General features: G+C 37.6%; 18 protein-coding genes and 1 other annotated feature. Of the genes, 4 read left to right on the forward strand and 14 right to left on the reverse strand.

The window, feature by feature from the left end; all coding sequences use genetic code 11:
* Positions 1-12: 12 nt before the first annotated feature.
* The 5 genes from IGI87_RS12370 to IGI87_RS12390 form a co-directional block, all read right to left on the reverse strand.
* Positions 13-1,656, reverse strand: coding sequence for a peptide ABC transporter substrate-binding protein (locus IGI87_RS12370; protein WP_438737218.1), 1,644 nt, complete (start codon positions 1,654-1,656; stop codon positions 13-15).
* Between the two features lie 49 nt (positions 1,657-1,705).
* Positions 1,706-1,951: a binding site (T-box leader), on the reverse strand.
* 147 nt (positions 1,952-2,098) lie between these two features.
* On the reverse strand, positions 2,099-3,052 hold the full coding sequence (locus IGI87_RS12375) for a siderophore ABC transporter substrate-binding protein (protein WP_438737220.1): 954 nt from the start codon (positions 3,050-3,052) through the stop codon (positions 2,099-2,101).
* A 38-nt stretch (positions 3,053-3,090) separates the two neighbouring features.
* Positions 3,091-3,846 carry an iron ABC transporter ATP-binding protein gene (locus tag IGI87_RS12380; RefSeq protein ID WP_113794646.1) on the reverse strand — a complete coding sequence of 252 codons (756 nt, stop codon included), beginning with the start codon at positions 3,844-3,846 and terminating at the stop codon, positions 3,091-3,093.
* Entirely contained in the window at positions 3,843-4,808 is a 966-nt protein-coding gene (locus IGI87_RS12385; RefSeq protein WP_438737223.1) for an iron chelate uptake ABC transporter family permease subunit, read from the reverse strand. The genes IGI87_RS12380 and IGI87_RS12385 overlap by 4 nt, the downstream gene beginning before the upstream one ends.
* Positions 4,805-5,752 (reverse strand): ABC transporter permease, encoded by a 948-nt coding sequence (locus IGI87_RS12390; protein WP_002394759.1) that lies wholly within the window; start codon positions 5,750-5,752, stop codon positions 4,805-4,807. The genes IGI87_RS12385 and IGI87_RS12390 overlap by 4 nt, the downstream gene beginning before the upstream one ends.
* 184 nt (positions 5,753-5,936) lie before the next feature.
* On the opposite strand from IGI87_RS12390, the gene IGI87_RS12395 reads away from it, so the two are divergent.
* Positions 5,937-6,389 carry a YueI family protein gene (locus IGI87_RS12395; protein ID WP_104854442.1) on the forward strand — a complete coding sequence of 151 codons (453 nt, stop codon included), beginning with the start codon at positions 5,937-5,939 and terminating at the stop codon, positions 6,387-6,389.
* Between the two features lie 210 nt (positions 6,390-6,599).
* Here IGI87_RS12395 and IGI87_RS12400 read toward each other — a convergent pair whose 3' ends face one another.
* Together IGI87_RS12400 and gshAB are read right to left on the reverse strand one after the other, a co-directional pair.
* Positions 6,600-6,701 (reverse strand): putative holin-like toxin, encoded by a 102-nt coding sequence (locus IGI87_RS12400; RefSeq protein ID WP_021164442.1) that lies wholly within the window; start codon positions 6,699-6,701, stop codon positions 6,600-6,602.
* 187 nt (positions 6,702-6,888) lie between these two features.
* Positions 6,889-9,159, reverse strand: coding sequence for a bifunctional glutamate--cysteine ligase/glutathione synthetase (gene gshAB, locus IGI87_RS12405; RefSeq protein ID WP_438737225.1), 2,271 nt, complete (start codon positions 9,157-9,159; stop codon positions 6,889-6,891).
* Between the two features lie 170 nt (positions 9,160-9,329).
* Between gshAB and IGI87_RS12410 the strand changes: the two genes are divergently transcribed.
* Together IGI87_RS12410 and IGI87_RS12415 are read left to right on the forward strand one after the other, a co-directional pair.
* Entirely contained in the window at positions 9,330-9,830 is a 501-nt protein-coding gene (locus IGI87_RS12410; RefSeq protein WP_438737227.1) for a cysteine hydrolase family protein, read from the forward strand.
* 345 nt (positions 9,831-10,175) lie between these two features.
* Positions 10,176-11,072, forward strand: a complete 897-nt coding sequence (locus IGI87_RS12415) for a YitT family protein (protein ID WP_002354953.1) — start codon at positions 10,176-10,178, stop codon at positions 11,070-11,072.
* Between the two features lie 59 nt (positions 11,073-11,131).
* Here the strand turns inward: IGI87_RS12415 and IGI87_RS12420 are convergent, their stop codons facing one another.
* On the reverse strand, positions 11,132-11,992 hold the full coding sequence (locus IGI87_RS12420; RefSeq protein ID WP_240185130.1) for a helix-turn-helix domain-containing protein: 861 nt from the start codon (positions 11,990-11,992) through the stop codon (positions 11,132-11,134).
* A gap of 194 nt (positions 11,993-12,186) precedes the next feature.
* Between IGI87_RS12420 and IGI87_RS12425 the strand changes: the two genes are divergently transcribed.
* Positions 12,187-13,743, forward strand: coding sequence for an ATP-binding cassette domain-containing protein (locus IGI87_RS12425; RefSeq protein WP_438737229.1), 1,557 nt, complete (start codon positions 12,187-12,189; stop codon positions 13,741-13,743).
* Positions 13,744-13,851: 108 nt separating this feature from the next.
* Here the strand turns inward: IGI87_RS12425 and IGI87_RS12430 are convergent, their stop codons facing one another.
* The 6 genes from IGI87_RS12430 to rnc all read right to left on the reverse strand — a co-directional run bounded on the left by IGI87_RS12430 (position 13,852) and on the right by rnc (position 21,488).
* Positions 13,852-14,250: a VOC family protein gene (locus IGI87_RS12430; RefSeq protein ID WP_169062857.1), complete on the reverse strand. Its 399-nt coding sequence runs from the start codon at positions 14,248-14,250 to the stop codon at positions 13,852-13,854.
* A 119-nt stretch (positions 14,251-14,369) separates the two neighbouring features.
* Positions 14,370-14,855, reverse strand: coding sequence for a cupin domain-containing protein (locus tag IGI87_RS12435; RefSeq protein WP_002381091.1), 486 nt, complete (start codon positions 14,853-14,855; stop codon positions 14,370-14,372).
* Positions 14,856-15,013: 158 nt separating this feature from the next.
* The gene (gene ftsY / locus IGI87_RS12440) at positions 15,014-16,342 is read right to left on the reverse strand and encodes a signal recognition particle-docking protein FtsY (RefSeq protein ID WP_438737232.1); all 1,329 of its coding nucleotides are present in this window, start codon (positions 16,340-16,342) and stop codon (positions 15,014-15,016) included.
* A 2-nt stretch (positions 16,343-16,344) separates the two neighbouring features.
* Positions 16,345-17,172, reverse strand: a complete 828-nt coding sequence (locus tag IGI87_RS12445; RefSeq protein ID WP_002359053.1) for a Cof-type HAD-IIB family hydrolase — start codon at positions 17,170-17,172, stop codon at positions 16,345-16,347.
* Between the two features lie 24 nt (positions 17,173-17,196).
* Positions 17,197-20,775 carry a chromosome segregation protein SMC gene (gene smc / locus IGI87_RS12450; RefSeq protein WP_438737234.1) on the reverse strand — a complete coding sequence of 1,193 codons (3,579 nt, stop codon included), beginning with the start codon at positions 20,773-20,775 and terminating at the stop codon, positions 17,197-17,199.
* A gap of 20 nt (positions 20,776-20,795) precedes the next feature.
* Positions 20,796-21,488: a ribonuclease III gene (gene rnc / locus IGI87_RS12455; RefSeq protein ID WP_002354946.1), complete on the reverse strand. Its 693-nt coding sequence runs from the start codon at positions 21,486-21,488 to the stop codon at positions 20,796-20,798.
* Between the last annotated feature and the right edge of the window lie 186 nt (positions 21,489-21,674).

The following is a 21,674-nucleotide window of genomic DNA, read 5'->3' on the forward strand; positions in this document are numbered from 1 at the left end:
CTTCTTCCTGAATCATTCTGTTAAATAGGCATTGCGCAAGTGGAAATAATCCCCATACAAGTGATAACTAATGCCTTTCAATTTAGGATTGGTTAGATAATTTGAGGCACTTTGATACAGCGGTACTTGAGCAGCATCTTGGTTCAGCAAGATGTCTTCCGCTTCTTTGTATTCGGCAAACTGTTTCTCTGGATTATTGGCATTAATCGTTCGTGCATCTTCTACCAATTGGTCGTATTTGGCATTATGATAATTACCATAATTGTAACTTGATTCTCCCGCATATAAGTTAAAGTAAGAGTCTAATTCACTACTGCCGGCAATCCATCCTGAAAGAGACAACTCATAATTTTTTTCACGTCGCGATTGGTTCACATTATTACTTGGTTGCGATGAAATGGTAATTTCTAAACCGGGTAGATTTTCTTGTAACTGACTTTGAACATATTCAGCAATTCGTTTGCCTTGATCTGTATCTGACGCCAGCAAGGAAAGTTTCACTTTTTTACCGATATCCGCTTGGGCTTTCGTCCATTCAGCTTGGGCTTTTTTGACGTCATTTTTCAAATATTCACCACTGTAAGCTCGGAAGTCTTCATCTGTTTCTGGATTCGCGTAAAGTTTACTTGGAATCAATCCGTTGAGCGGTTTTGACCCATCGTTTAAGACACTTTGTGTTAAGGCTTCTTTATCAATTGCTTGACCAATCGCTTTTCGTAAATGAACATTCGCTAATGGTGTTCCTTCTTTTTTGTTGAAATCTAAGAAGTAGTTGGCGACATCTGGATGACTGACATAACCTGGATCATCTTGATATTGTTGAACATATTGTCCGTTAATGCGAACTAAGTCTAGTTCATTCGCTTGGTATAAGTTAATCCCGGTATTATCTTCTTTGATTGTGCTAACCGCAACTTCTGCCAGTTTCACTTGATCCGCATCATAGTATTCTGGATTTTTTTTCAATGTCCAAGTATCTGAAGTCGCATCCCAATTGGCTAGCGTAAACGGCCCGCTATAAAGTAGATGTTCACTATCCAAGGCATAATCTTTGCCTTGCGCTTCGACAAATTTTTGATTTTGTGGCGCTAACCAAGCAATCGAAACGACTGCTAAGAAGGAAGGTTGGGCCTGTTTTAATTCAACAATGAATTCTTTGTCATTAGGGGCCGAAATTCCTAATTCATCGACTGGCTTTTCCCCGTTGCGTATTTCAAAACTATTTTTAACGCTGTCTAGTAAATAAGCATTCGGTCCAATCGTTGCTGGTGTCACTAGTTTTTTCCAAGAATAAACAAAATCTTGGGCCGTGATTGGTTCGCCGTTGCTCCACTTAATCCCCTCCCGCAAGGTAAAGTGGTACTTACGCCCGTCGTCACTAATCTTGACGTCTTTAGCTAGAGCTGGCACCGTGGCACTATCATCATCAAACCGATAAAGGCCTTCAAATAAATGTTGCGCCATTGTAAAGGTATTTTTATCTGTTGTTTGTGTTGTATCCAATGTTGAGATTGGTGCTGGTGAACTAATACTGATTTTTTGTTCAGCTGCTAAATTTCCCGAATCTACTTTCTCTGCCGCTTCTTTAGTTCCGCCACATGCGGCTAAAAGAAACCCAGTTGCAATCAAACCTACTACTTTTTTCCCCAATTTCATGTTGTTGCCCCCTCATATTTTTTAAACAAATAAAAAAAGCATTCGTCCTAAAAAGGACGAATGCTTATGCAATCGCGGTACCACCTTTGTTGATCTCTTCGCTAAAAAAGATCCGCTCGTTTCCAGTACAATCATACTGTAGCGCTATAACAGGCGCACCTGAATTGGTTTAAGCAAACTGCTTCAACCAACCTGTTCAAAGGCCATTTTCCCCTTTAACGTCACTACCTCTTCTCACCAAACGAGGCTCTCTGCAAGCTATTTTAAAAAGTACTTTCCTTCTCATCACATTTTGTTCTTTTATTTGTTTCATCAATCATACTGATTTACGGATAGTTTAGCAAACATTTTCGAGGCCGTCAACCACATTTTTAATTTAAAACTTTTTTGTTTTTCATTAAAAAAAGAAAAGAGGTTTCAATTCCTCTTTTCTAAAACAATTTTATTCTAATCCTTTTTTAACATCTTCTATCATCAAATGCATTGATTCTAATCCACCACCGCTTAGATACCAAACATCTGGTTGAAGCATAATGACTTTATCATTTTTTCCAGCATCGGTTTTTTGAATCAATTCGTTTGCTGCAACGTTATCTTTCGAATCATCGCCACCAATTGCTTTGGTGCGATCTACCACAAAGAGAATTCCAGGATTTTTTTCTAAAACATATTCGTAAGAAACACTTTGCCCATGAGTGGAAGCTTCAATCTTATCGTCTGCTGTTTTGAAGCCAAATGTATCATGAATTAAACCGAAACGAGAGCCTTTTCCGTAAGCAGAAAGTTGTCCTTCGTTAACTAACACAACAAGCGCATTATTCGCGCTAGCTTCTGCTTGTTTTTTCACGTCAGCAATTTCTTTTTCTAATTCGGTAATTTTTTCTTTGGCTATCTCTTCTTTATCAAAAATAGTGCCTAACGTTTCGATATTTTGTTTCGTTGATGCCCAAGGATTTTTGGCATCTACAGCTAAGTAAATGGTTGGCGCAATCGCTTTTAATTGTTCTTGATAATCTTGTTGACGACCAGAAATAATAATTAAGTCTGGTTTTAGTTGATTGATTTTTTCTAAATCTGGTTCTTTAATACCACCTGCTGATTCAACTTTTTGGTATTTTTCTAAATATGCAGGGATATTTTTGGTTGGCGCACCTACCACGCGGTCACCGACACCTAGTGCGTCCATTGTATCCAAGGAACCATTATCAAAAACAACGACTTTCTTAGGATTTTTGGGAACGGTTAATTGACCATTGGTATCTTTGACTGTGACTTCCGTTTTAGTTGTTGTTTCCGTTGTTGTAGAATCTGCTGTTTTTTTATTTGTTTGACAAGCACTTAACAGCAACAGTCCCATCATTGAAACTGCCATCATTGCTAAAAATTTCTTTTTCATTCTTTTCCTCCAAAAACGTTATTTTTAAATTGCCCGATTTAGTGATAAAGACAAAAGCGTTTTCCTTCAATTTCACAAATCCGGATATTCATTTCATAAAGATCATTTAAAATACTTGTTTGAATAACTTCTTCTGTTGCGCCATGCGCATAAAGCTTTCCGCCTTTCATGGCGACAATTTCATCTGCATAGCTTGCGGCAAAATTAATATCATGTAGAACAATCAGAATCGTTTTTCCTAGTTCATCCACTAAGCGTTTAAGAATCTGCATCATTTGAACCGCATAATTCATGTCGAGGTTATTTAAGGGCTCATCTAATAAAATATAATCGGTATCTTGGGCTAAAATCATGGCAATATACGCCCTTTGTAATTGGCCCCCAGAAAGGGTATCAATGTATTCTTCCGCCATTTCAGTTAAGCCCAATTGTTCCAGTGCTTCTGTTACTTTTTCATGGTCAGCGCTTTTTAAGCGACCTTTGGAATAAGGAAAACGACCAAAATTAACAAGTTCGCGCACGGTTAATTTGAGTTGCACACCGTTGGCTTGTTTTAAAAGGGCAATTTTTTGCGAAAGAGCCGATTGCTTCCAGGTTTTTACTTCTTGCTTGTCCAGATAAATTTCCCCGGTATCTTTGGGAATTAAGCGGCTCATCATGGCTAGCAGCGTGCTTTTCCCAGCGCCATTCGGCCCAATAAAGGCCGTTAATTTGCCTTCAGAAATAGGTAAATCAATGTCTGAAACGACAAATTTATCGCCATATTTTTTTGATACATCACTCATCTGGATCATGTACGTTGCTTCCTTTCTGCAATAATTTTCCATATAAAATAAACGCCCCCAACAAATTGAATCACCACACTTAGCGGGGTATTCAAATGAAAGACCTGTTCAACCATCAATTGACCGAACACCAGTAAAAAGACTGCTATTAAACTCCCGGCCACAAACAGTTCTCGGTGGCGATAGGTTTTCATGAATTGATAACTCATATTGGCCACGATAAAACCTAAAAATGTAATCGGTCCCACTAATGCTGTTGATAAGCCGACCAGACTACTGATTAAACACAACAACACTAATTGAAACTGACTCACAGCAATCCCCAAATTCTGTGCTTGATGGTTCCCTAAATGTAAAACGTCTAAACGGTAACTTTCCCGCCAAAGTATCCCACAAATCATGAGCACCGCCACACCAACGAAAATGAGATACTGACTATTGACGTTACCAAAACTGGCAAACAACTTTCCTTGGAGTAAGTCGTATTCGTTAGGATCCATAATCACTTGTAAAAACGTACTAATACTACTGAAAAAAGTACCTAAAATCATGCCAATCATCAATAATAAAAATAAGTCGGATTGATTTTTGCGTAATAGAAAATACGATAAACTAGTACTTAAAAACACCATTAAAAAGACGTTCATCAAAAACGATCCAAGACTTACTTGACCTAACGCTTGTGCGCCTCCTAAAAGAAAAAATAACACCGTCTGCACAAAGACATACAAGGAATCCATTCCTAAAATGTTTGGCGTTAGGAAATGATTTTGCGTGACCGTTTGAAAACTAATGGTTGAAAAAGCCGCAGCGATTCCGACAAAAATAAAAGCCAACAACTTTTTCCCTCGTAACGCCAAAGCAAAGGACCAATTGCCATACGTGTTATAAGTTAAATAACAAAGACTCACAATTACTACGGCAGCTAAAAGCAAAAGTAATGAAAGCCATTTTTTTAAAGGCCGTTTCATCGTTTGCGCCCCCTTAGTAATAATAAAATGAACAAAATGCTCCCTAATGTTCCGACAACCACGCTGACAGGAATTTCATAGGGGGCAATCAATACTCGTGCTAAAATATCACAGATTAACAAGAATAAACTCCCACAAATCCCAGTTAACCACAAGGTATTTTTCATATGATCGCCATAACGTAAAGACACGAGATTGGGAATCACAACCCCTAAAAACGGAATATTCCCCACCATCAATAAAACGATGGCACTTGCTAAAGCAACCAGCGTCAAACCTAAAAACTGAATTCGCTGATAGTGGACACCAAGACTATTTGCAAATGCTTCACCCATACCAACGACAGTGAAATGATAAGCAAATAAATAAATAACAAACCACAAAGGAATCATTAAAAATAACCATTCATAATTCCCTTTCATAACTGTGGAAAAATTTCCTTGTAACCAAGCAGACATATTTTGAACCAATTGGTATTGATAGGCAAAGAATGTGGCAATTGAGCCTAGAATGTTACCAAACATCACCCCCACCAAAGGAACCATCACTTGATTCTTACTTGGTAATAATCGAATGAGCGCTAAGAATAATAAGGTCCCGCTTAGCGCAAAAATAAAAGCAATTGCCGTTCGATAGAGAAACGGAGCTGTTGGGAAAAATAACATCGCGACTAAAATACCCAACCTTGCACTATCGGTGGTGCCAGCGACACTAGGAGCGACAAATTTATTTTGTGTGAGTTGCTGCATAATCAATCCAGAAATACTCATCGTACTACCAGCAATGATTAAACTCAACGTGCGGGGAACACGGGTGGTAAATAAAACAAATTGTTGCTGTGCATCTAATTGAAACAACTGAGAAAGTGCAATGTCCTTCACCCCTATCACTAATGACAATAAGCTGAAAAGTAATAGTAGAACAAACAAACCAATCTTTTTCATGAGAAAACTCCATTTTTATTTAATTGAGAATGATTCTCATTCTTAGTTACAGTGTATGAGAAAACCATCACAAATGCAACCACTTTTTTTCCTTTATTAAAAACTTCTTCTCAATCCGACTGCTCAACGACTTATCTAAGATATGCTATAATGGAGGGAAACATGAGGAAAGGAGTGTTACTGAATGGCGAATGATGACTTACAACAACGTCTGGATAAAGGAATGTACGGTACGCCCCTCGTCAATCCTGAAGAACAACACAAATATATGGGCACATTTCGTGAACGCTGCCGTCTCTCCATGACTGTCGCTGAAATGAAAGATGTACAGAACCAACAACATTTGTTAGAAGAATTAGCTAAACATCCTGAAGCTACTGTACTTTTAAACGGCGAGATTTCTTCAGATTTGCAAAATACCTACATTAAATTATTAAATCAACATGGCGCAACGTTTAAAATTGTTAACAACTTTGTGGAGAACACCCCTGACTCTCTCGGCTTACTGTTAGCTGAAAAACACGCAGTCGATGAACCTGTGATTGACGTTGCAGAAAAATATCCTCAAGCAACAGAAACGCCAAAAGAAGAGCCAACAGCTAAAAAAGGCTTTTGGCAAAAGCTATTTCACTTATAAAAAGCTCGAGGAAAGTTACGAGTCATTGGATTGTTTAAACATAAGTTAGGAGCGCTTCCATTTATAATAGAATTGTGCTATTATAAAGATGAAAAAGAGAGGTATGCTACTACATACCTCTCCTTTATACCAACACCAGTTATAAGAACTGGTGGCTTACTGAGTTAAGTTTTGAATCTTAACCGTTCGGCCTGTCAAGCTTATGAACGGTTATTTTTTATCGTTTTTCGTTGCTTCAAGGATACCGAAAATCAGTAACGCAACAAGGGTCGCAAAACTAATCATCAATTCCAATGTCGCTTCGATTGACAAAAAAATGCTCCTTTCGTTAAAGTGCATCGGATACACATAGGCATCACCTGCCTCTCTAACTCAGAGCCACCGTCATACAACTTTCATTGATAATAGCTTTAGTATAACCTATTAGGTTCGTCAAGAAAACGTTTTTATAAAGAATACCGCCAAAAATCTATTATGAATTTTTTAGCGGTATTCTTTTTTATTGAACCACTTCTGGATACAATAATTTTAAAACATCCATTGTTAAACGGCGTCCTTTTCCAGCGTAAGGGTAAACATGCATATGCATAGCTGGATTAAAGTTTGCTTCGATAATGCCGTACGTTAAGCTATTACGTGTGCCTTTTACGTCTTTGTCAGGAATGATTAAATCAATGCCACAGATTTTCGCGCCTAACGCCGCAACTGCTTCAATGGCGATTTGTTTATAACTATCATCAATGACATCGGTCATATCAATCGAATCCCCGCCCGTGCTAACATTAGAATTTTCTCGCAAGTACACGATTTGCTCTTTTTCTGGCACAGAATAGATAGTTAAACCTTGTTCTTTCAACATTAGTTTTTCTAAATCATTTAACTGGATTAATTCTAGTGGTGCACGGTGATTGGTGCCCCGCAATGGATCACTATTTTTAGCGGCCACCAATTCTTCTACAGTGTGTTTGCCATCCCCGGTAACATTGGCTGGCACGCGCAACATGATGGCTTTTACATCATTATCTAACACAAAGAACCGATATTCTGTTCCAGGTAAAAATTCTTCAATTAAAACCGCTGTGTCCTCTTTAAAAGCAATCCGTAACGCTTCCGTAAAGTCTTCCAACGAAGCGCCTTCTTTAAAAATGGTAATTCCTAGGCCATAATTTGTTGATTTTGGTTTCACGACAAATGCTTTATTGGCGTAGCGTAAATGTGCTTCTTGTGCCTCAATAAAAGATGAAAATTCTTCACCGCCAGGCACATGGAAACCCGCTGCAGACAAAATTTTCTTGGTCACGGTTTTGTTTTCCATAATCAATGGTACCACGTAGTTATCTTTGCTAGTCATGTTGGCATTTTTGACATATTCAATGTGCTCGCCATGTTGCAGTTTCAAAAATTGCTCTTGTTCATCTAAAATTTCGATTTCCAAACCTTTTTGAATCGCATCAAACAAGAAAATTTGTGTGGATAATTCCATCTCACGGAAACCAGCTAATTGATAAGGGCGTTCAAAGGCCATACTTTGATATTGGTTTCCAAAAATATTCCCCAGTTCACTATTGGAATTCTCTTGAATAATCGTCCACATTTTGCCAGAAACGGTGTCTTGTGGATTCCGCAGTTGTTGATAATACTTACCGACGACTTCTTTGCCTTTACGAATGCCCAAAGCATCTAACATATCAATCATTTCTGAAAAAATCCGATCGCCTTCTGCAATTAACTTAATGGTTTCATGAGGATGACCGAGAGCCACTTGTTCATTAAAAATATCGCCAGTTTTCACCCATTCATCCGCTTCTTCTTTTTCATCTGTCCACAATAAATACAACATGAAATAATGTAAGAAATCCACGGTATCTTCCGTAATTCCCAAACGTGAAAAAGGATTTAAGTCTAAATTACGCAACTCGATATAGCGAATACCTGTTTTAGGCAGATCAGACATTTGTTTCCCACCACGTAAGCGCACAGGCGCATAAAATTCTTTTTCTTCAGAAAGTAAACCATTTTCCACCATGCGATGAATATCTTCTAAATAGCGTTCCAATGAGGCATACGATACTTTCACATTGTCATGATTTCGGTAGCCATACGTACTATTCCGAATGCTGCGAATTGGTTCTTGCGGTTGGTCATCATAGTCTCTAAAGTAGCCGTCTTCACTAACCGGTGAAGCCCCAAAAAGATACGTAATTAACCAGCGATAACGTAAAAAGTTACGGGCAACTTTCATGTACACTTTCGTTTTAAATTGTTTGCAATCTGTCACTTCGGATTGTTCATCATATAACTGCTGAATCAGGGCTTGATCATATTCAAAATTAAAATGAATTCCGCTGACCATTTGTTTTCGTTTGCCATACTCTTTTGCCAAATAACGACGATATAACACTGCATCATATTGATCTAATTTAGCGATTTTAATCTCTTCATCTTTTGTTGGTAATTGTGGCGGCATACTTAATGGCCACAGCATTTCATCTTCTGGAATCGAACGACGAGCCACATCGTGAATGGCATCTAAAAAACGAAGCATTTCTGTGCCGCTATTTGCTACAGGTGTGATTAATTCTAATTGTGTTTCACTAAAATCTGTTTGAATATATGGATGATAAGAACGGTTACCAAAAACCGTTGGATGATCAGTTGTCGCTAAAAGCCCTTCTCGTGTACTACGTTGGTTTTCTTTTTCTAAACCAAAACGAGCCATCAATACGTAAGGACGAACATTTTTCTTTTGCATTAATTCTCTATAATTCATCTTGTCGCCTTTCTTTCTACAAACTATCTGTTTCTCTTACTATTATATAGGAAAACGAGTAAATATGCTGTTTTTTTGAACGTTCGCTTGGGAATTTTCGAGACACTTTTAGAGAGCGCCTTTTTCCGTTATACTGAAAACAACTAGTTTATAGAAAGTGGGGATTGCTCATGAAAAATCGTGCATTACTTTTAATTGACTTTCAAAAAGGCATCGAAAGTCCGACGCAGCAATTGTACCGTCTGCCAGCAGTGTTGGAAAAGGTCAATCAGCGTATTGCTGTTTACCGCCAACACCATGCGCCCATTATTTTTGTTCAACATGAAGAAGCTGAACTACCTTTTGGCTCAGACTCTTGGCAACTTTTTGAAAAGTTGGAGGCACAGCCCACAGATTTTTTCATCAGCAAAACACATGCGAATGCCTTTTACCAAACAAATTTAAATGATTTATTGACGGAACAAGACGTTCAAACGTTAGAAATCGCTGGCGTCCAAACCGAGTTTTGTGTGGACACTACAATTCGGATGGCTCATGGTTTAGGCTATGCGTGTTTGATGACACCGAAAACCACTTCCACCTTGGATAATGAACATTTAACCGCGGCACAAATTATCCAACACCATGAAGCCATTTGGGCTGGCCGCTTTTTGACTTTTTTGAGCCTGTGACAAAAATCACTTTGGATTTTTGTTCCGTGCTCAAAACCTGATAAACGGCGGGAACAGAACCAACTCCTTCGGAAATAAGCCGAAATTCTCCAAAAATTAAAGAGCAATTTTCGGAAATTTCTTCTTATTTCTCGGAGCTAAACGGTTCTGTCCCGACCTCTTTTCCAAAAAATTGTTTGTTCACTATGTTTTCTTGTCGGATTTCATGTTAGTATAAGGAAAAAGTGTTCAGTTGATTAGTTGAAGATTTAGAGTGTGGGACATAAGTTGATTAGGCTTGTCTCTCATATTCTGTCTTTTTTTATGTCATCATTCACTAAAATAATAAATAATTGGAGGTATTTTATGAACAAATTTTTTACAGCCCAACGTTTAAAAGACACCGCCTATGTAACAGTCGGTGCATTCATTTTGGCCATTTCAATCAATGCGGTCTTATTGCCAAATAAACTTGTCGCAGGCGGAGCCAATGGCATTAGTATTGTTATTAATTATGTTTTCGGGATTAGTCCCGCCATTGTTCTTTACGCCATCAATATTCCTCTTTTAGTGCTTTGTTTCTTACTTCTTGGGAAAGAGGTCGGTGTCAAAACCATTTATGGCAGCCTTATTTATCCATTTTTTGTAGGAATTACTTCGGGGATGCCTGTTTTAACACATAATATTTTTCTAGCAGCATTATTTGGCGGTATTATTACAGGTGCTGGCCTAGGCTTGGTGTTCCGTGGTAACGCCTCAACTGGTGGGACAGCCATCATTTCACAAATCGTCAATAAATATTTCAAAGTTTCTTTAGGTATTGCCATTTTATTCGTCGATGGTTTAGTCATTTTATCAGCAATGTATGCTTTTAATGCGGATATTGTGTTATTCTCTTTAATTTGTTTATTTACAATTGGTCGTGTCGTTGACATGATTCAAGTTGGTCTGGTTCGCTCGAAGAACGTGATGATTATTTCGCCAAAATATGTCGCTATTCAAGAACGCCTATTACGTGAACTAGATAAAGGTGTGACCTTGGTGCCAATCGAAGGCGGTTACCGAAACGCGAAAGGCATGCTCTTAATGACCGTCATTCGTGAAAAAGATTTTCCCCGCTTAAAAGAAGCTATTCTTGAGATTGATGAAGAAGCCTTTTTAATTTCAATGAGTGCGAGTGAAGTCTACGGAAAAGGATTCAGCTTGAAAAAAGTAGCTGATTCTTATGGTGTTGAAGCTACTAATGCCAATAATTTACAATAGTTTTTTGTAGGAAAAGAGCCGCAAAATCTGTAGAGATTTTGCGGCTCTTAATTTATACTCTATTGTTTAGTCATCTTAAAAAATTCGATTTCTTTATTCAGTTCTTCGATTAATTCGTTTTCATCGGTTAATGTTAAGATTTTCATTCCTCGCTCTATTAGTACACTATTTGTTTCGCAAATTCCCATTCTAACAAAATAAACGCCCAAAAAGTCATATCTTTTTAAATCTAGTGCTAGTTGTTTCATTCGAAGTAAAACAATTTCACACTCAGCCATCTTACAATTTTTCAAATAAATGGTTGATAAATTAGTCAATATAGATATTTCAAGATCTTTAATTTTAGCATATGTACTGTATTTCTTTAAAGAATACAATAACTTATCGGATATGGCTTCGATTGTTTCAAGTGGGAAATAAAACAAAATACCATTAAGTAAGCGAATCTCATTATAATACCATACATCCATTTTCTCTATTCTACTCCAAATTTGACTAATTAGTAGTTTCGATTTACACACATTGCTATTGATTGATTCTAACTGGAAGGCTAACTGAGCTTTTAATAGCATCTGAATATCTTTGATATAATAATCATCCGTTATTTTTAAAAATTTTTCGCATCGTTTTAGCAAGTCCTTGATATTCACTCTGTCTGTATTATTTATTAAAGAATTGAATTCTTCAATGATACACTCTCTTTCTTGGGGCTGATAAACATTACATATATACTCAAATTCAGAAAAACTCATATTTATTTGTTGTAATAAATACTCCATAGTTTGATAACTTGGCATTATTTTACAATTTTCTAATTTGGATAAAGTTGTTCTGGATAATGCTTCATGACAAATTTTTTTCTGCGAAATACCTTTAGACTCTCTGACCTCCTTATAAACTTTCCCAAAATTCCATTTCACCACTATCACTCCTTTTTATAATACTTGTGACTAAAGTGTACAAACTGATTTTTTCTTAATTTTATTTGTTAAGATAATTCTAATCAAAAATTCAGAAAAATACAAATATAGACTGGAGGTGATTAAGTTTACCAATTTTTTTAATAGACAATTTCACACTTTTAGATTATTCATAGAAAGGACATCCCACCTCGATGCTTAAATTTTTATTCAGTAAAAATCGAAAGTTATTCCTTGCTACATTTCTGATGACATTACTTTTCGCTACCTACAAACCGATTTTTTCGCTACTGATTTTATTTGACTCCAATTATATTAAACAAGAACAAACTTTACCTTTTTACATCTTAGTTTGTATCAACTTAGGAATTCTATTTAGTCTTGTTTTAATTAATTTAGGATCACAAATTGTTCAACAACATTTTTTTGCCAGTTCTTTAAAAAAAATGAATAATCAAATGTACCAAGCTTTGATTCGGTTACCGCTGGCTACTTTAATAAAAAAATATCCTACAGAAAAAGTTGTTAAAATAATGACGATTGATAATCCTTTTGTGATAAAAAAATATCTAGGTGCGCTAATTAGTTTGATTTATTTTATTTGTTCATTTTCTCTAGGTTCGCTATTAATTCTGACAATTAATTGGCATATTTGGCTCTATTTATTAGGCTTAACGTTGATTTCTTTTTTTACAACGAAACATTTTGTCAAAAAAATCGCTATACATCAAAAAAAATTTAATGATTCACAAGCTAATATTGTACAAACATTGCAAGATATTTTTGAAGACTTAGCAGTATTAAAAATTTTTTCTATTGGCAAACGTCTCTTTCCTCGTTTTTCTCAAAAAAACAAAGAAGCTGAAAAACATTTTTTCAAGAATAATTTTTTCCAATCAACGATAACAGTTATTAATGATACTTGTGGGTGGTTTATTCAAATTGGTTTGTTATTAATAGGTATTTTTTTAATTCGCCAGCAAGAATTGACTTTTCCCGAACTATTAGCGATAACACAATCTGTCGAAACAATTACTACTCCTATTTTTTGGCTCTCAACTGTATTAACAGAACTTTATTCTATAAAAGAGATTCGCAAAGTTAATGATGTCTTGCTTTCCACCGAACCTGAACTTCTTCATTCTTCTATAGTTCCCAAAACAATTTTATTTAATAATGTTTTGATTACTTATGAAGAAAAAAATATTGGTCCGATTAATTTAGAATTATATTCAGAAAAAAAGTATATAATCATTGGTAAAAACGGAAGTGGAAAATCATCTTTCCTAAAATTATTGACACAAGAGATAAATCAGTATCAAGGAAAAATATTATTGAATCAACAACAAGAATTACGCACAGTCGACTTCTCGACAATGATTGGCTATGTTTCCCAAAAAGCCAAGCTTTATGATGGGACAGTCGCGGAAAATATTACTTCTTTCAATAAACCTAATAAAGAGAAGTTATATGAAATTGGTAAAAAAGTTTTTGGTGCCAATTTTGAAATAATTTTCAATCAATCTACTGCCACAATCAGCGGTGGTGAGGCCATGTTGGTTTCCTTGGCTCGGGCGCTATATGAAAATCGTCCATTTTTATTGGTAGATGAACCAACTTCTTCAACAGATAAAGAAAATACTGAAAAAGTTTTATCCCTCTTAGCTGAAAGTTCTAAAACAGTCCTTGCTGTTCTTCATCATGTAAACAATGATATTTCGAGTAAATTTGATGAAGTAATTCAAATGTAAAAGAATATACCCCATTTTCAAAGTTAGACTTTTTAATCTAAGTTTGAAGAATGGCGTATATTTTTGTTTGATTATAATATTTTTTCTGTAGAGATTTTGCGGCTCTTTTTACATCTTCATCCAGACTGGTTCTAAGCTATTGCCATCCAAATCTTGCACCTCTAAGCCATACATTTGCTCTTCTGGTATTCCCATATCAACTCGGTAACAGTTGCCTCCGTTAGCTTTGGCAGTTTCGCCAAACTGTTTTACGGCTTCGGTACTCTCTAAACTAAAGGAAATTAATGCTCCACTGGTTGTTTGCGCATCAATAATTTGCTTTTCTTGGATAAATTTTCCATAAAAATCATGGTTCAACAACATAATCCAAAATTGATCATCCCACATCATCGAACTAGCTTCCTCTGTTGAAAATTCCTCGTTCTTTTTGAATCCAAGTTTTTCATAAAATGCTGTAGAACGTTGGACATCCGCTACTGGGAAGTTAACAAAAACCATTGTGCCCATGTGATTCATCCCTTTCTTTTAATCATCTACGACAGCTAACTGTGCGTTGCGCCAAAATCAATAAGCTTGTTTGATTTATACTAGCATATTCATAAAAGAAATGTTACTAAAACGTTTTCTTAAGGTAATTCTCGATAAGCTAAGTGCTGAATGATTTCACTATGTTGTGGATAATCGTTTAACAACTCCGCTTGAGTAAATAACTCGAAGTCTTCAAACTCAAAGCCTGGTGTAACCACACAACTGACTAACGCAAATCCTGTCGCTACTGTAGAGCCAAAAATTGTGCCGGCAGGAACTGAGAACGAAAGCTGTTGTCCTTGAACTAAGTCTTTCCCTAACTGAACAGCTTGATACGTTCCATCAGGAAAAATACAGTGAACGGTTAACGGCTGACCATCGTGAAAAAACCATAATTCATCCGCTTTTAAACGATGAAAATGTGACGGACTTTCTGTATTTAATAGAAATAAGATTGCTGTATGCAACGCCCGTTCGCCTCGTTTGGTCGGAATCAATTGTTCACTTTTATTGGTTTGTTTAAAATAACCGCCCTCAGGATGCGCTTCTAATCCTAACTTCTCAATCCACATTTGTTCTGTCATCTTCTACCTCACTCCTTCATTTTTTCAGAAACGATTTAGGAAGAACTTAGAACATCCGTCCCAATCCTAAAATAAACGGCGGGACAGGAGTAGCTTCTTCATTCTTGAAGCTAAATACTCCTGTCCCACGTTCTTCCCAAACCTGTTATTTTCTACAACTAAACATCTTTTAATAAGCCTTTAAATAAGCCCATAGCGAAATCGTTGGCATTGAATGGTTCTAAATCGTTAATGCCTTCACCTAGACCAACTAATTTCACTGGCAAGTGTAATTCATTCCGAATAGCAATGACAATACCACCTTTGGCTGTTCCGTCTAGTTTGGTTAAAACTAAACCAGTGACATCGGTTGTTTCTTTGAACTGTTTGGCTTGTGTCATCGCATTTTGCCCAGTAGTTGCGTCCACGACTAAGAGAACTTCGTGAGGCGCATCTGGAATTTCTCGTTGGATGACTCGTTTGATTTTTTCTAATTCCTTCATTAAGTTGACTTTATTTTGTAAACGACCTGCTGTATCCACTAATAAAACATCGGCCTGTTCTGCTTTGGCACGTTCCACTGCATCGAAAACGACCGCTGCTGGATCGCCGCCAGCATTCCCACGTACAACTTCAACGCCAGCCCGTTCGCCCCAAACAACTAATTGATCGATGGCGCCCGCTCGGAACGTATCGGCAGCTGCCATTAAAACTTTCTTTCCTTCCAGCTTGTATTGATGCGCCAATTTACCAATGCTGGTTGTTTTACCAACTCCATTAACACCGACAAATAAAATCACGGTTAAGCCATTTGGCTGTAAGTTAATTGCATTATTTTCATTAATTCCTGCTTCTTCATACAAATCAACCATTTTTTCAATGATGGTATTTTGAACTTGAGCTGGTTTTTTCACGTTTCGCAGTTTCACTTCTTGTCGCAAGGCTTCTGTAATTTTTAAGGATGTATCAAAGCCTACGTCTGCACCAATTAATGTTTCTTCTAATTCTTCAAAGAAATCTTCATCGACGCTCCGGAAATTAGCAAACAATTCATTTAACCGTTGACCAAATGTCTTACGCGTTTTTTCCAAACCTTTTTCATATTTTTCTTGGACTTGCTCTTCTTTTGACTCTTCAATTTCTTCTGAAACCTGCGTGTCTGTTGGTTCTGCCAACGGAGTCACGACACTACTTTCTTCCTCAGGCGCTTCCACAACAACTTCTTGTGTTTCCTCTGTCAGGATTTCTTCTGGCTCTTCTTCTAACGCTTCTTCTACGCCAGCTAATTTTTCCATTTCAGCGTTATCTGTTAAATCGGCTGTTTCTGTGACTTCTTCCGCTGTCGTTTCTGGCGTTGTTTGCGCCTCTTCTACTGCGGTTTCTTTTGATTCAGTAGGCGCTGATTCATCACTAGGTGTTTCGTCTACTGTTTCTTCAATTATCTCTTGTTTTTCTTCTTCCTTTTTTTCAGCGGAAAAAGCTTTTTTAATTTTATCAAAAAATCCCATTCTTATTGGCCTCCTTCCAACGGCGTTAAAATATATTTTTCGACCGCTTTGGCAACACCATCTTGGTCATTCGTGTCTGTAACGACATCTGCGGCTTCTTTAACTAATGGAATCGCATTTGCCATGGCGACACCTAAGCCAGCGTATTCGATCATCGGTAAATCATTTTCTTCGTCCCCTAAGGTCATGATTTCTTCTGCACGGATTCCTAAATCTTTGGCTAACAAGGAAATACCATAGGCTTTCGTAATCCCTTTTGGCATAAATTCTAATAAGTTATTTCGCGTTTTAATAATTTCAAAGCGCTCATAAAAGGAGGCCGGAATTTCCTTGATGCGTTCATTTAAATACGCTTCATCAATCGCAACAACAACTTTATTATAAATTCGATTTGGGGTTAATTCTTCTAATTTGTAGGACTCAAAGGTTAATAATTTGTTTAGAGAACTATAAATTGAAGGATAATTTGGTGCAGAAGGCAGTTGCATCACGACCTCATCTGATAAGACATCAAACGGCATGTTGAGTGTGGTTGCTAATTGGTAGAGCTCATGAATTGCTTCCAAAGGCATCAGTGTTTTCTCAATAATGGCCCCTGTATCATTTTTTTGAACCAACCCACCGTTAAAAGTAATGCTATAATCGCCTTCATCTTGTAACCCTAATTCTTCTAAGTAAGGACCAATGGCTGCCAAAGGTCGACCTGTGCAGATAACAACTTTCACTCCTGCTTGTTTCGCAGCCATCAGTGCTTGTTTATTCCGTAAAGAAATCTCTTTTTGGCTATTTAATAATGTTCCATCTAAATCAATAGCAACTAATTTTATCAAACGTTCGCTCCTCCTTGCTTCTGGCTACTTGCTTTTTTCAATTGCGCCACCTTCTTTGACCTCTTCCAAACGAACTGAAACGATTTTTGAAACCCCAGATTCTTGCATAGTCACGCCATATAAAACATCTGCGGCTTCCATTGTTCCTTTACGATGTGTCACTACAATAAACTGTGTGCCATCTTCAAATTCGCTTAAATAATGGCCAAAACGAGCAACGTTGGCTTCATCTAAAGCTGCTTCTACTTCATCTAAAATACAGAACGGAACAGGTCGAACACGAATAATTGAAAAGAGTAACGCAATCGCCGTTAATGCCCGTTCGCCTCCAGACAACAAACTTAAATGTTGTAATTTTTTCCCTGGTGGTTGTGCCTCAATCTCAATCCCTGTATTCAAGAGATCCTCTGGATTGGTTAGCACCAGTTCTGCCCGTCCGCCACCAAACATATTAGGAAATACCACTTTGAACTGGCCACGAATTGCTTCAAAGACTTCTTTAAACCGTTCTTTCACTTCTTGGTCCATTTCATCCATGGTTTCAAATAATTGTTCTTTCGCATTTAATAAATCATCTCGTTGACTGACTAAAAATTGGTGACGTTCATCGACTTGTTCAAATTGCTCGATGGCACTTAAGTTAACGGGTCCTAACCGCTCAATTTCTTGTTTTAGGCGCTTCACTGTTTGCTGCGCTTGCACCAAATCATCGATTGGGAAATACGCTTCATAGGCAGCTTCAAAGGTTAAGCTGTATTCTTCCTGTAAGTAACTTAATGAGCTATCTAATTGCATTTCTGCGCGATTTTTTAGGACTTCGATTTGTGTTTTATCTGCTAAATACTGTTGTTGGCGTTTGTTTTCTTCCGCTAATTTTGTATCTAACTCGTCTACTTCTTCTTGTAACGCTTGTCGTTGACTGCGTGCCGTTTGTAAAGATGTTTGCAACGCTGTTTGTTTCTCCGCTAATTGCGCGACTTGTGCCGCTAAGCCTTCTTCGGTTAACTGGTGATCGCTAGAATGGCTACTTAGTTGTTGTAGCTGTTGACGGATGGCCGTTTCTCGAATCAACAATTCGTCCAATTGTTCTTGTTTGTCTTGCTTTTGACGAGCAAAATGGGCACATTGTTCCGCCGCTACTGCTTGTTCTGCTTGAACTGTCGTCAAGCGTTCTTGCGCTTGGGCTTTAAAGGTTTCCATTTGGCTAGCTTCTTGTTCCACTTGTTTCATTTCAGCATCTAAACGTTCTTTCGTTGCCGTTAAGCTTGCTTGTTGCTCTGTCAATGTGGCTTTTTTCGCTTGATATTCGGTTAAGAATTGATGCAATTCCCGTGATTCATATTCAAACAAGCGTTTTTCTTTTGTTAAACGAGTAATCGTTTCTGTTTGATTGGCTAATTTATTGTCAATTTCTTGTTGTTTTAAACGATTTTGTTCACCAGCAGAGCGCAACATTTCTGCACGTTCCGTGGCTGTTTTCACTTCTTGCGAGAGCGCTTGGACTTCTTGTTCTACACTTCTTAGTTGTGTTTCTAATTGAGTCATTTGTTCAGTAATTGTTTGAAGTTCTTGCGCTTGTGAAAATAGGCTTCCTTGGTTGCCACGTTTATTGGCTCCCCCAGTCATCGAACCGCCAGGATTCATCACATCGCCTTCCAATGAGACAACGCGATATTGGTAATTGACTAATTTTGCTAACTGGTTGGCACTCGTTAAATCTGCCGCTAAAATCGTGACACCTAATAAATTTTGAATAACGGTTTGTACTTGTTCTGGATAACGAACTAACTCACTGGCAATCCCTATGAAGCCCGGTGCACCGGCCAAACGATTCTGAACCATCGCTGATACAGAGCGCGGCTTAATGGTGGTCAATGGTAAAAAGGTTGCCCGGCCACTGTGTTGTTGTTTTAAGAAGGTAATACCTGCTCGACCATCTTTCTCATTTTCCACAACAATATGTTGCGCCGCGCCACCTAAGGCCGTTTCAATCGCCAACGTATATTCTTTAGGCACTTCAATTAACTCAGCCACTGCACCAACAATCCCAGTTAATTGGTTTTTATGACGCAATACAGCTTTCACGCCTTGATAGAAGCCAGCGTAATTTTCCTGAATTTCTTGCAAACTTTTTTGGCGTGCCTTCGCTTGTTGCACTTGATTCATCGCTTGGTACATATCGTTTTGACGCTGTGCTAATCGTTCACGTTTAGCTTCAAGCGTTGCTTTCAACGCTGTGTATTCTTCCAGCTGTTCTTGTAAGCCTTGTTTTGCGACTTTTTGCTCTTTTTCTAGCGTCTCTTTCATTGCGAGAGCTTCAACCATCTGTTCTTCTAGCGCTTCATGTTTTGCTAGCGATTGTTGATTTTTAGCTGTTTCTTGTTGATATTGTCGTTCTAAATATTTTAAGTCATTGGCTGTATTGGCTTGTTCTTGCATGACTTCCACATACTGACTGCGCAACTCTTCCATCAATTCTTTAGAAGACTTACTATATTTTTCCACATCTTTCGTTGCCAAAGCCAATGCTTCTTTTAACGTCTGACGTTGTGCCGTTTTTTCTGCGATTGCTGTTTCCAGCGTCTGCAATTCTTCTCGATAACGAACAATTTTTTCGGCCGTTTCTGCCAATGTCTCTTCGTATTCGCTTGCCGTTTGGGAGGTGTGTTTGGAACGTTCAATTAAAACATTTTTTTGTCCTTCTGCTTGTTTCAACGCTTCTGTCACTTGTAATAATTGTTGTTGTTCCGTTTCAATTTGTTCATCTAAACGATTGCGCTTGCTTCGTAAACGTACCAATTTGCCTTCTAAGTCATGGACTTGCTTACTTGCGCCAGCTAACTTTTCTTCAATGGCTGTTAATTCTTGCGTTTTCGTTTCCCAAATAGCTTTTGCTTCTTGAATTTCGGTCACAGTTAAATTGACATCAATTTCGGTAAGTTCTTCTTTCAAAGCTAAATACTTTTTAGCCGCATCTGCTTGAGCAGCTAGAGGAACCAATTGGTCTTCCAACTCGTAAATGATATCTTGAACACGGCTTAAATTGTCCTCGGTTTCAAAAAGCTTTTGTTCAGCCTTTTTCTTCCGTTGTTTGTATTTTAAAACGCCCGCTGCTTCTTCAAAAATCCCTCGACGGTCTTCAGGTTTACTATTAAAAATCGCTTCAACTTTCCCTTGCGAAATAATTGAAAAAGATTCTTTGCCTAACCCTGAATCCATAAATAAATCTTGAATGTCTTTTAAACGGCACGCTTGTTTATTAATAAAAAAGTCACTTTCGCCTGTTCGTTTTAAACGCCGGGTGACACTAATCTCACTGTAATCCAATGCTAAATAATGGTCGCTGTTGTCTAACGTCACGGTAACTTCCGCAATATTTAGCGGCTTACGACCTTCCGAACCGGCAAAGATAATGTCGTTCATTTTGCCACCGCGAAGGTTTTTCGCAGATTGTTCACCTAATACCCAGCGAACGGCTTCCGTGATATTACTTTTCCCACTTCCATTCGGACCAACCACTGCTGTCACATCATCTTCAAATTCAATAATGGTTTTATCTGCAAATGATTTAAATCCTGTAATTTCAATTCGTTTTAAATACACGAATATTGCTCCTTCCAGCCTTACTGAGGAATACTTTTCAGTGCCCGCTCAGCGGCATCCTGTTCAGCTAACTTCTTCGATTTTCCTTGGCCTAACCCAATGAGTTCACCATTCATGTAAACTTCGGTGAAAAAGGTACGGTCATGAGCAGGGCCTTCTTCTTTAATTAAGCGATATTCAATTGAAACATCGCCTTTGCGTTGTAAAACTTCTTGTAATTGTGTTTTGTGATCCATCTCATGTGAAAAAGCACCGGCATCGATTTTCGGAAAAATAACGTCTTCAATAAATTTCTTGGCTGCGCCAACTTTTTGGTCTAAGTAGAGGGCACCTAAAAAGGCTTCAAATAAGTCACATAATAATGATGCACGTGTTCGTCCGCCCGATGCTTCTTCTCCTTTACCTAATAAAATGTAGTTGTCGAAATGACATTCTTTCGCAAATTTGGCTAAACTATCTTCCCGAACGATGGCTGCGCGCATCTTCGTTAATTTTCCTTCTGGAAGTTCTGGGAATTTTAAATACAAATATTGTGAAACAATTAATTCTAAAACTGCATCTCCTAAAAATTCAAGACGTTCATTATCGGATAATTTTAAATAGCGATGCTCATTCACATAGGATGAATGAGTAAAAGCTTGCTCTAATAGATTGACATCATGGAAAACAATGCCGTAACGTTCTTTTAACTCTGTTGTTAACTGATTGTCCATTCTCCACATTCCTTTACATTTATTTACACCTTGTTTCATTATACTTTTTTTTTCACTTTTTTTAAATGGTTCTATTCAGAAAAAGCCTGTTATTCACTGTGTTCTCATTATTTTTTAGAAAAAAATAAATAAATAGAGCTATGACTGAGACAAAAGCGTTTGTTTACGTAAGAGATAGAAAGAGCG

The sequence above is a fragment of the Enterococcus sp. DIV1444a genome, from assembly GCF_051712125.1.
Lineage (GTDB): Bacteria > Bacillota > Bacilli > Lactobacillales > Enterococcaceae > Enterococcus > Enterococcus faecalis.

What these genes read in the sequence shown, in the direction of transcription:
- IGI87_RS12370 (WP_438737218.1), bottom strand. Translation starts at nt 1,656, where the DNA reads ATGAAATTGGGGAAAAAAGTAGTAGGTTTGATTGCAACTGGGTTTCTT.
- IGI87_RS12375 (WP_438737220.1), bottom strand. Translation starts at nt 3,052, where the DNA reads ATGAAAAAGAAATTTTTAGCAATGATGGCAGTTTCAATGATGGGACTG.
- IGI87_RS12380 (WP_113794646.1), bottom strand. Translation starts at nt 3,846, where the DNA reads ATGATCCAGATGAGTGATGTATCAAAAAAATATGGCGATAAATTTGTC.
- IGI87_RS12385 (WP_438737223.1), bottom strand. Translation starts at nt 4,808, where the DNA reads ATGAAACGGCCTTTAAAAAAATGGCTTTCATTACTTTTGCTTTTAGCT.
- IGI87_RS12390 (WP_002394759.1), bottom strand. Translation starts at nt 5,752, where the DNA reads ATGAAAAAGATTGGTTTGTTTGTTCTACTATTACTTTTCAGCTTATTG.
- IGI87_RS12395 (WP_104854442.1), top strand. Translation starts at nt 5,937, where the DNA reads ATGGCGAATGATGACTTACAACAACGTCTGGATAAAGGAATGTACGGT.
- gshAB (WP_438737225.1), bottom strand. Translation starts at nt 9,159, where the DNA reads ATGAATTATAGAGAATTAATGCAAAAGAAAAATGTTCGTCCTTACGTA.
- IGI87_RS12410 (WP_438737227.1), top strand. Translation starts at nt 9,330, where the DNA reads ATGAAAAATCGTGCATTACTTTTAATTGACTTTCAAAAAGGCATCGAA.
- IGI87_RS12415 (WP_002354953.1), top strand. Translation starts at nt 10,176, where the DNA reads ATGAACAAATTTTTTACAGCCCAACGTTTAAAAGACACCGCCTATGTA.
- IGI87_RS12425 (WP_438737229.1), top strand. Translation starts at nt 12,187, where the DNA reads ATGCTTAAATTTTTATTCAGTAAAAATCGAAAGTTATTCCTTGCTACA.
- IGI87_RS12430 (WP_169062857.1), bottom strand. Translation starts at nt 14,250, where the DNA reads ATGGGCACAATGGTTTTTGTTAACTTCCCAGTAGCGGATGTCCAACGT.
- IGI87_RS12435 (WP_002381091.1), bottom strand. Translation starts at nt 14,855, where the DNA reads ATGACAGAACAAATGTGGATTGAGAAGTTAGGATTAGAAGCGCATCCT.
- ftsY (WP_438737232.1), bottom strand. Translation starts at nt 16,342, where the DNA reads ATGGGATTTTTTGATAAAATTAAAAAAGCTTTTTCCGCTGAAAAAAAG.
- rnc (WP_002354946.1), bottom strand. Translation starts at nt 21,488, where the DNA reads ATGGACAATCAGTTAACAACAGAGTTAAAAGAACGTTACGGCATTGTT.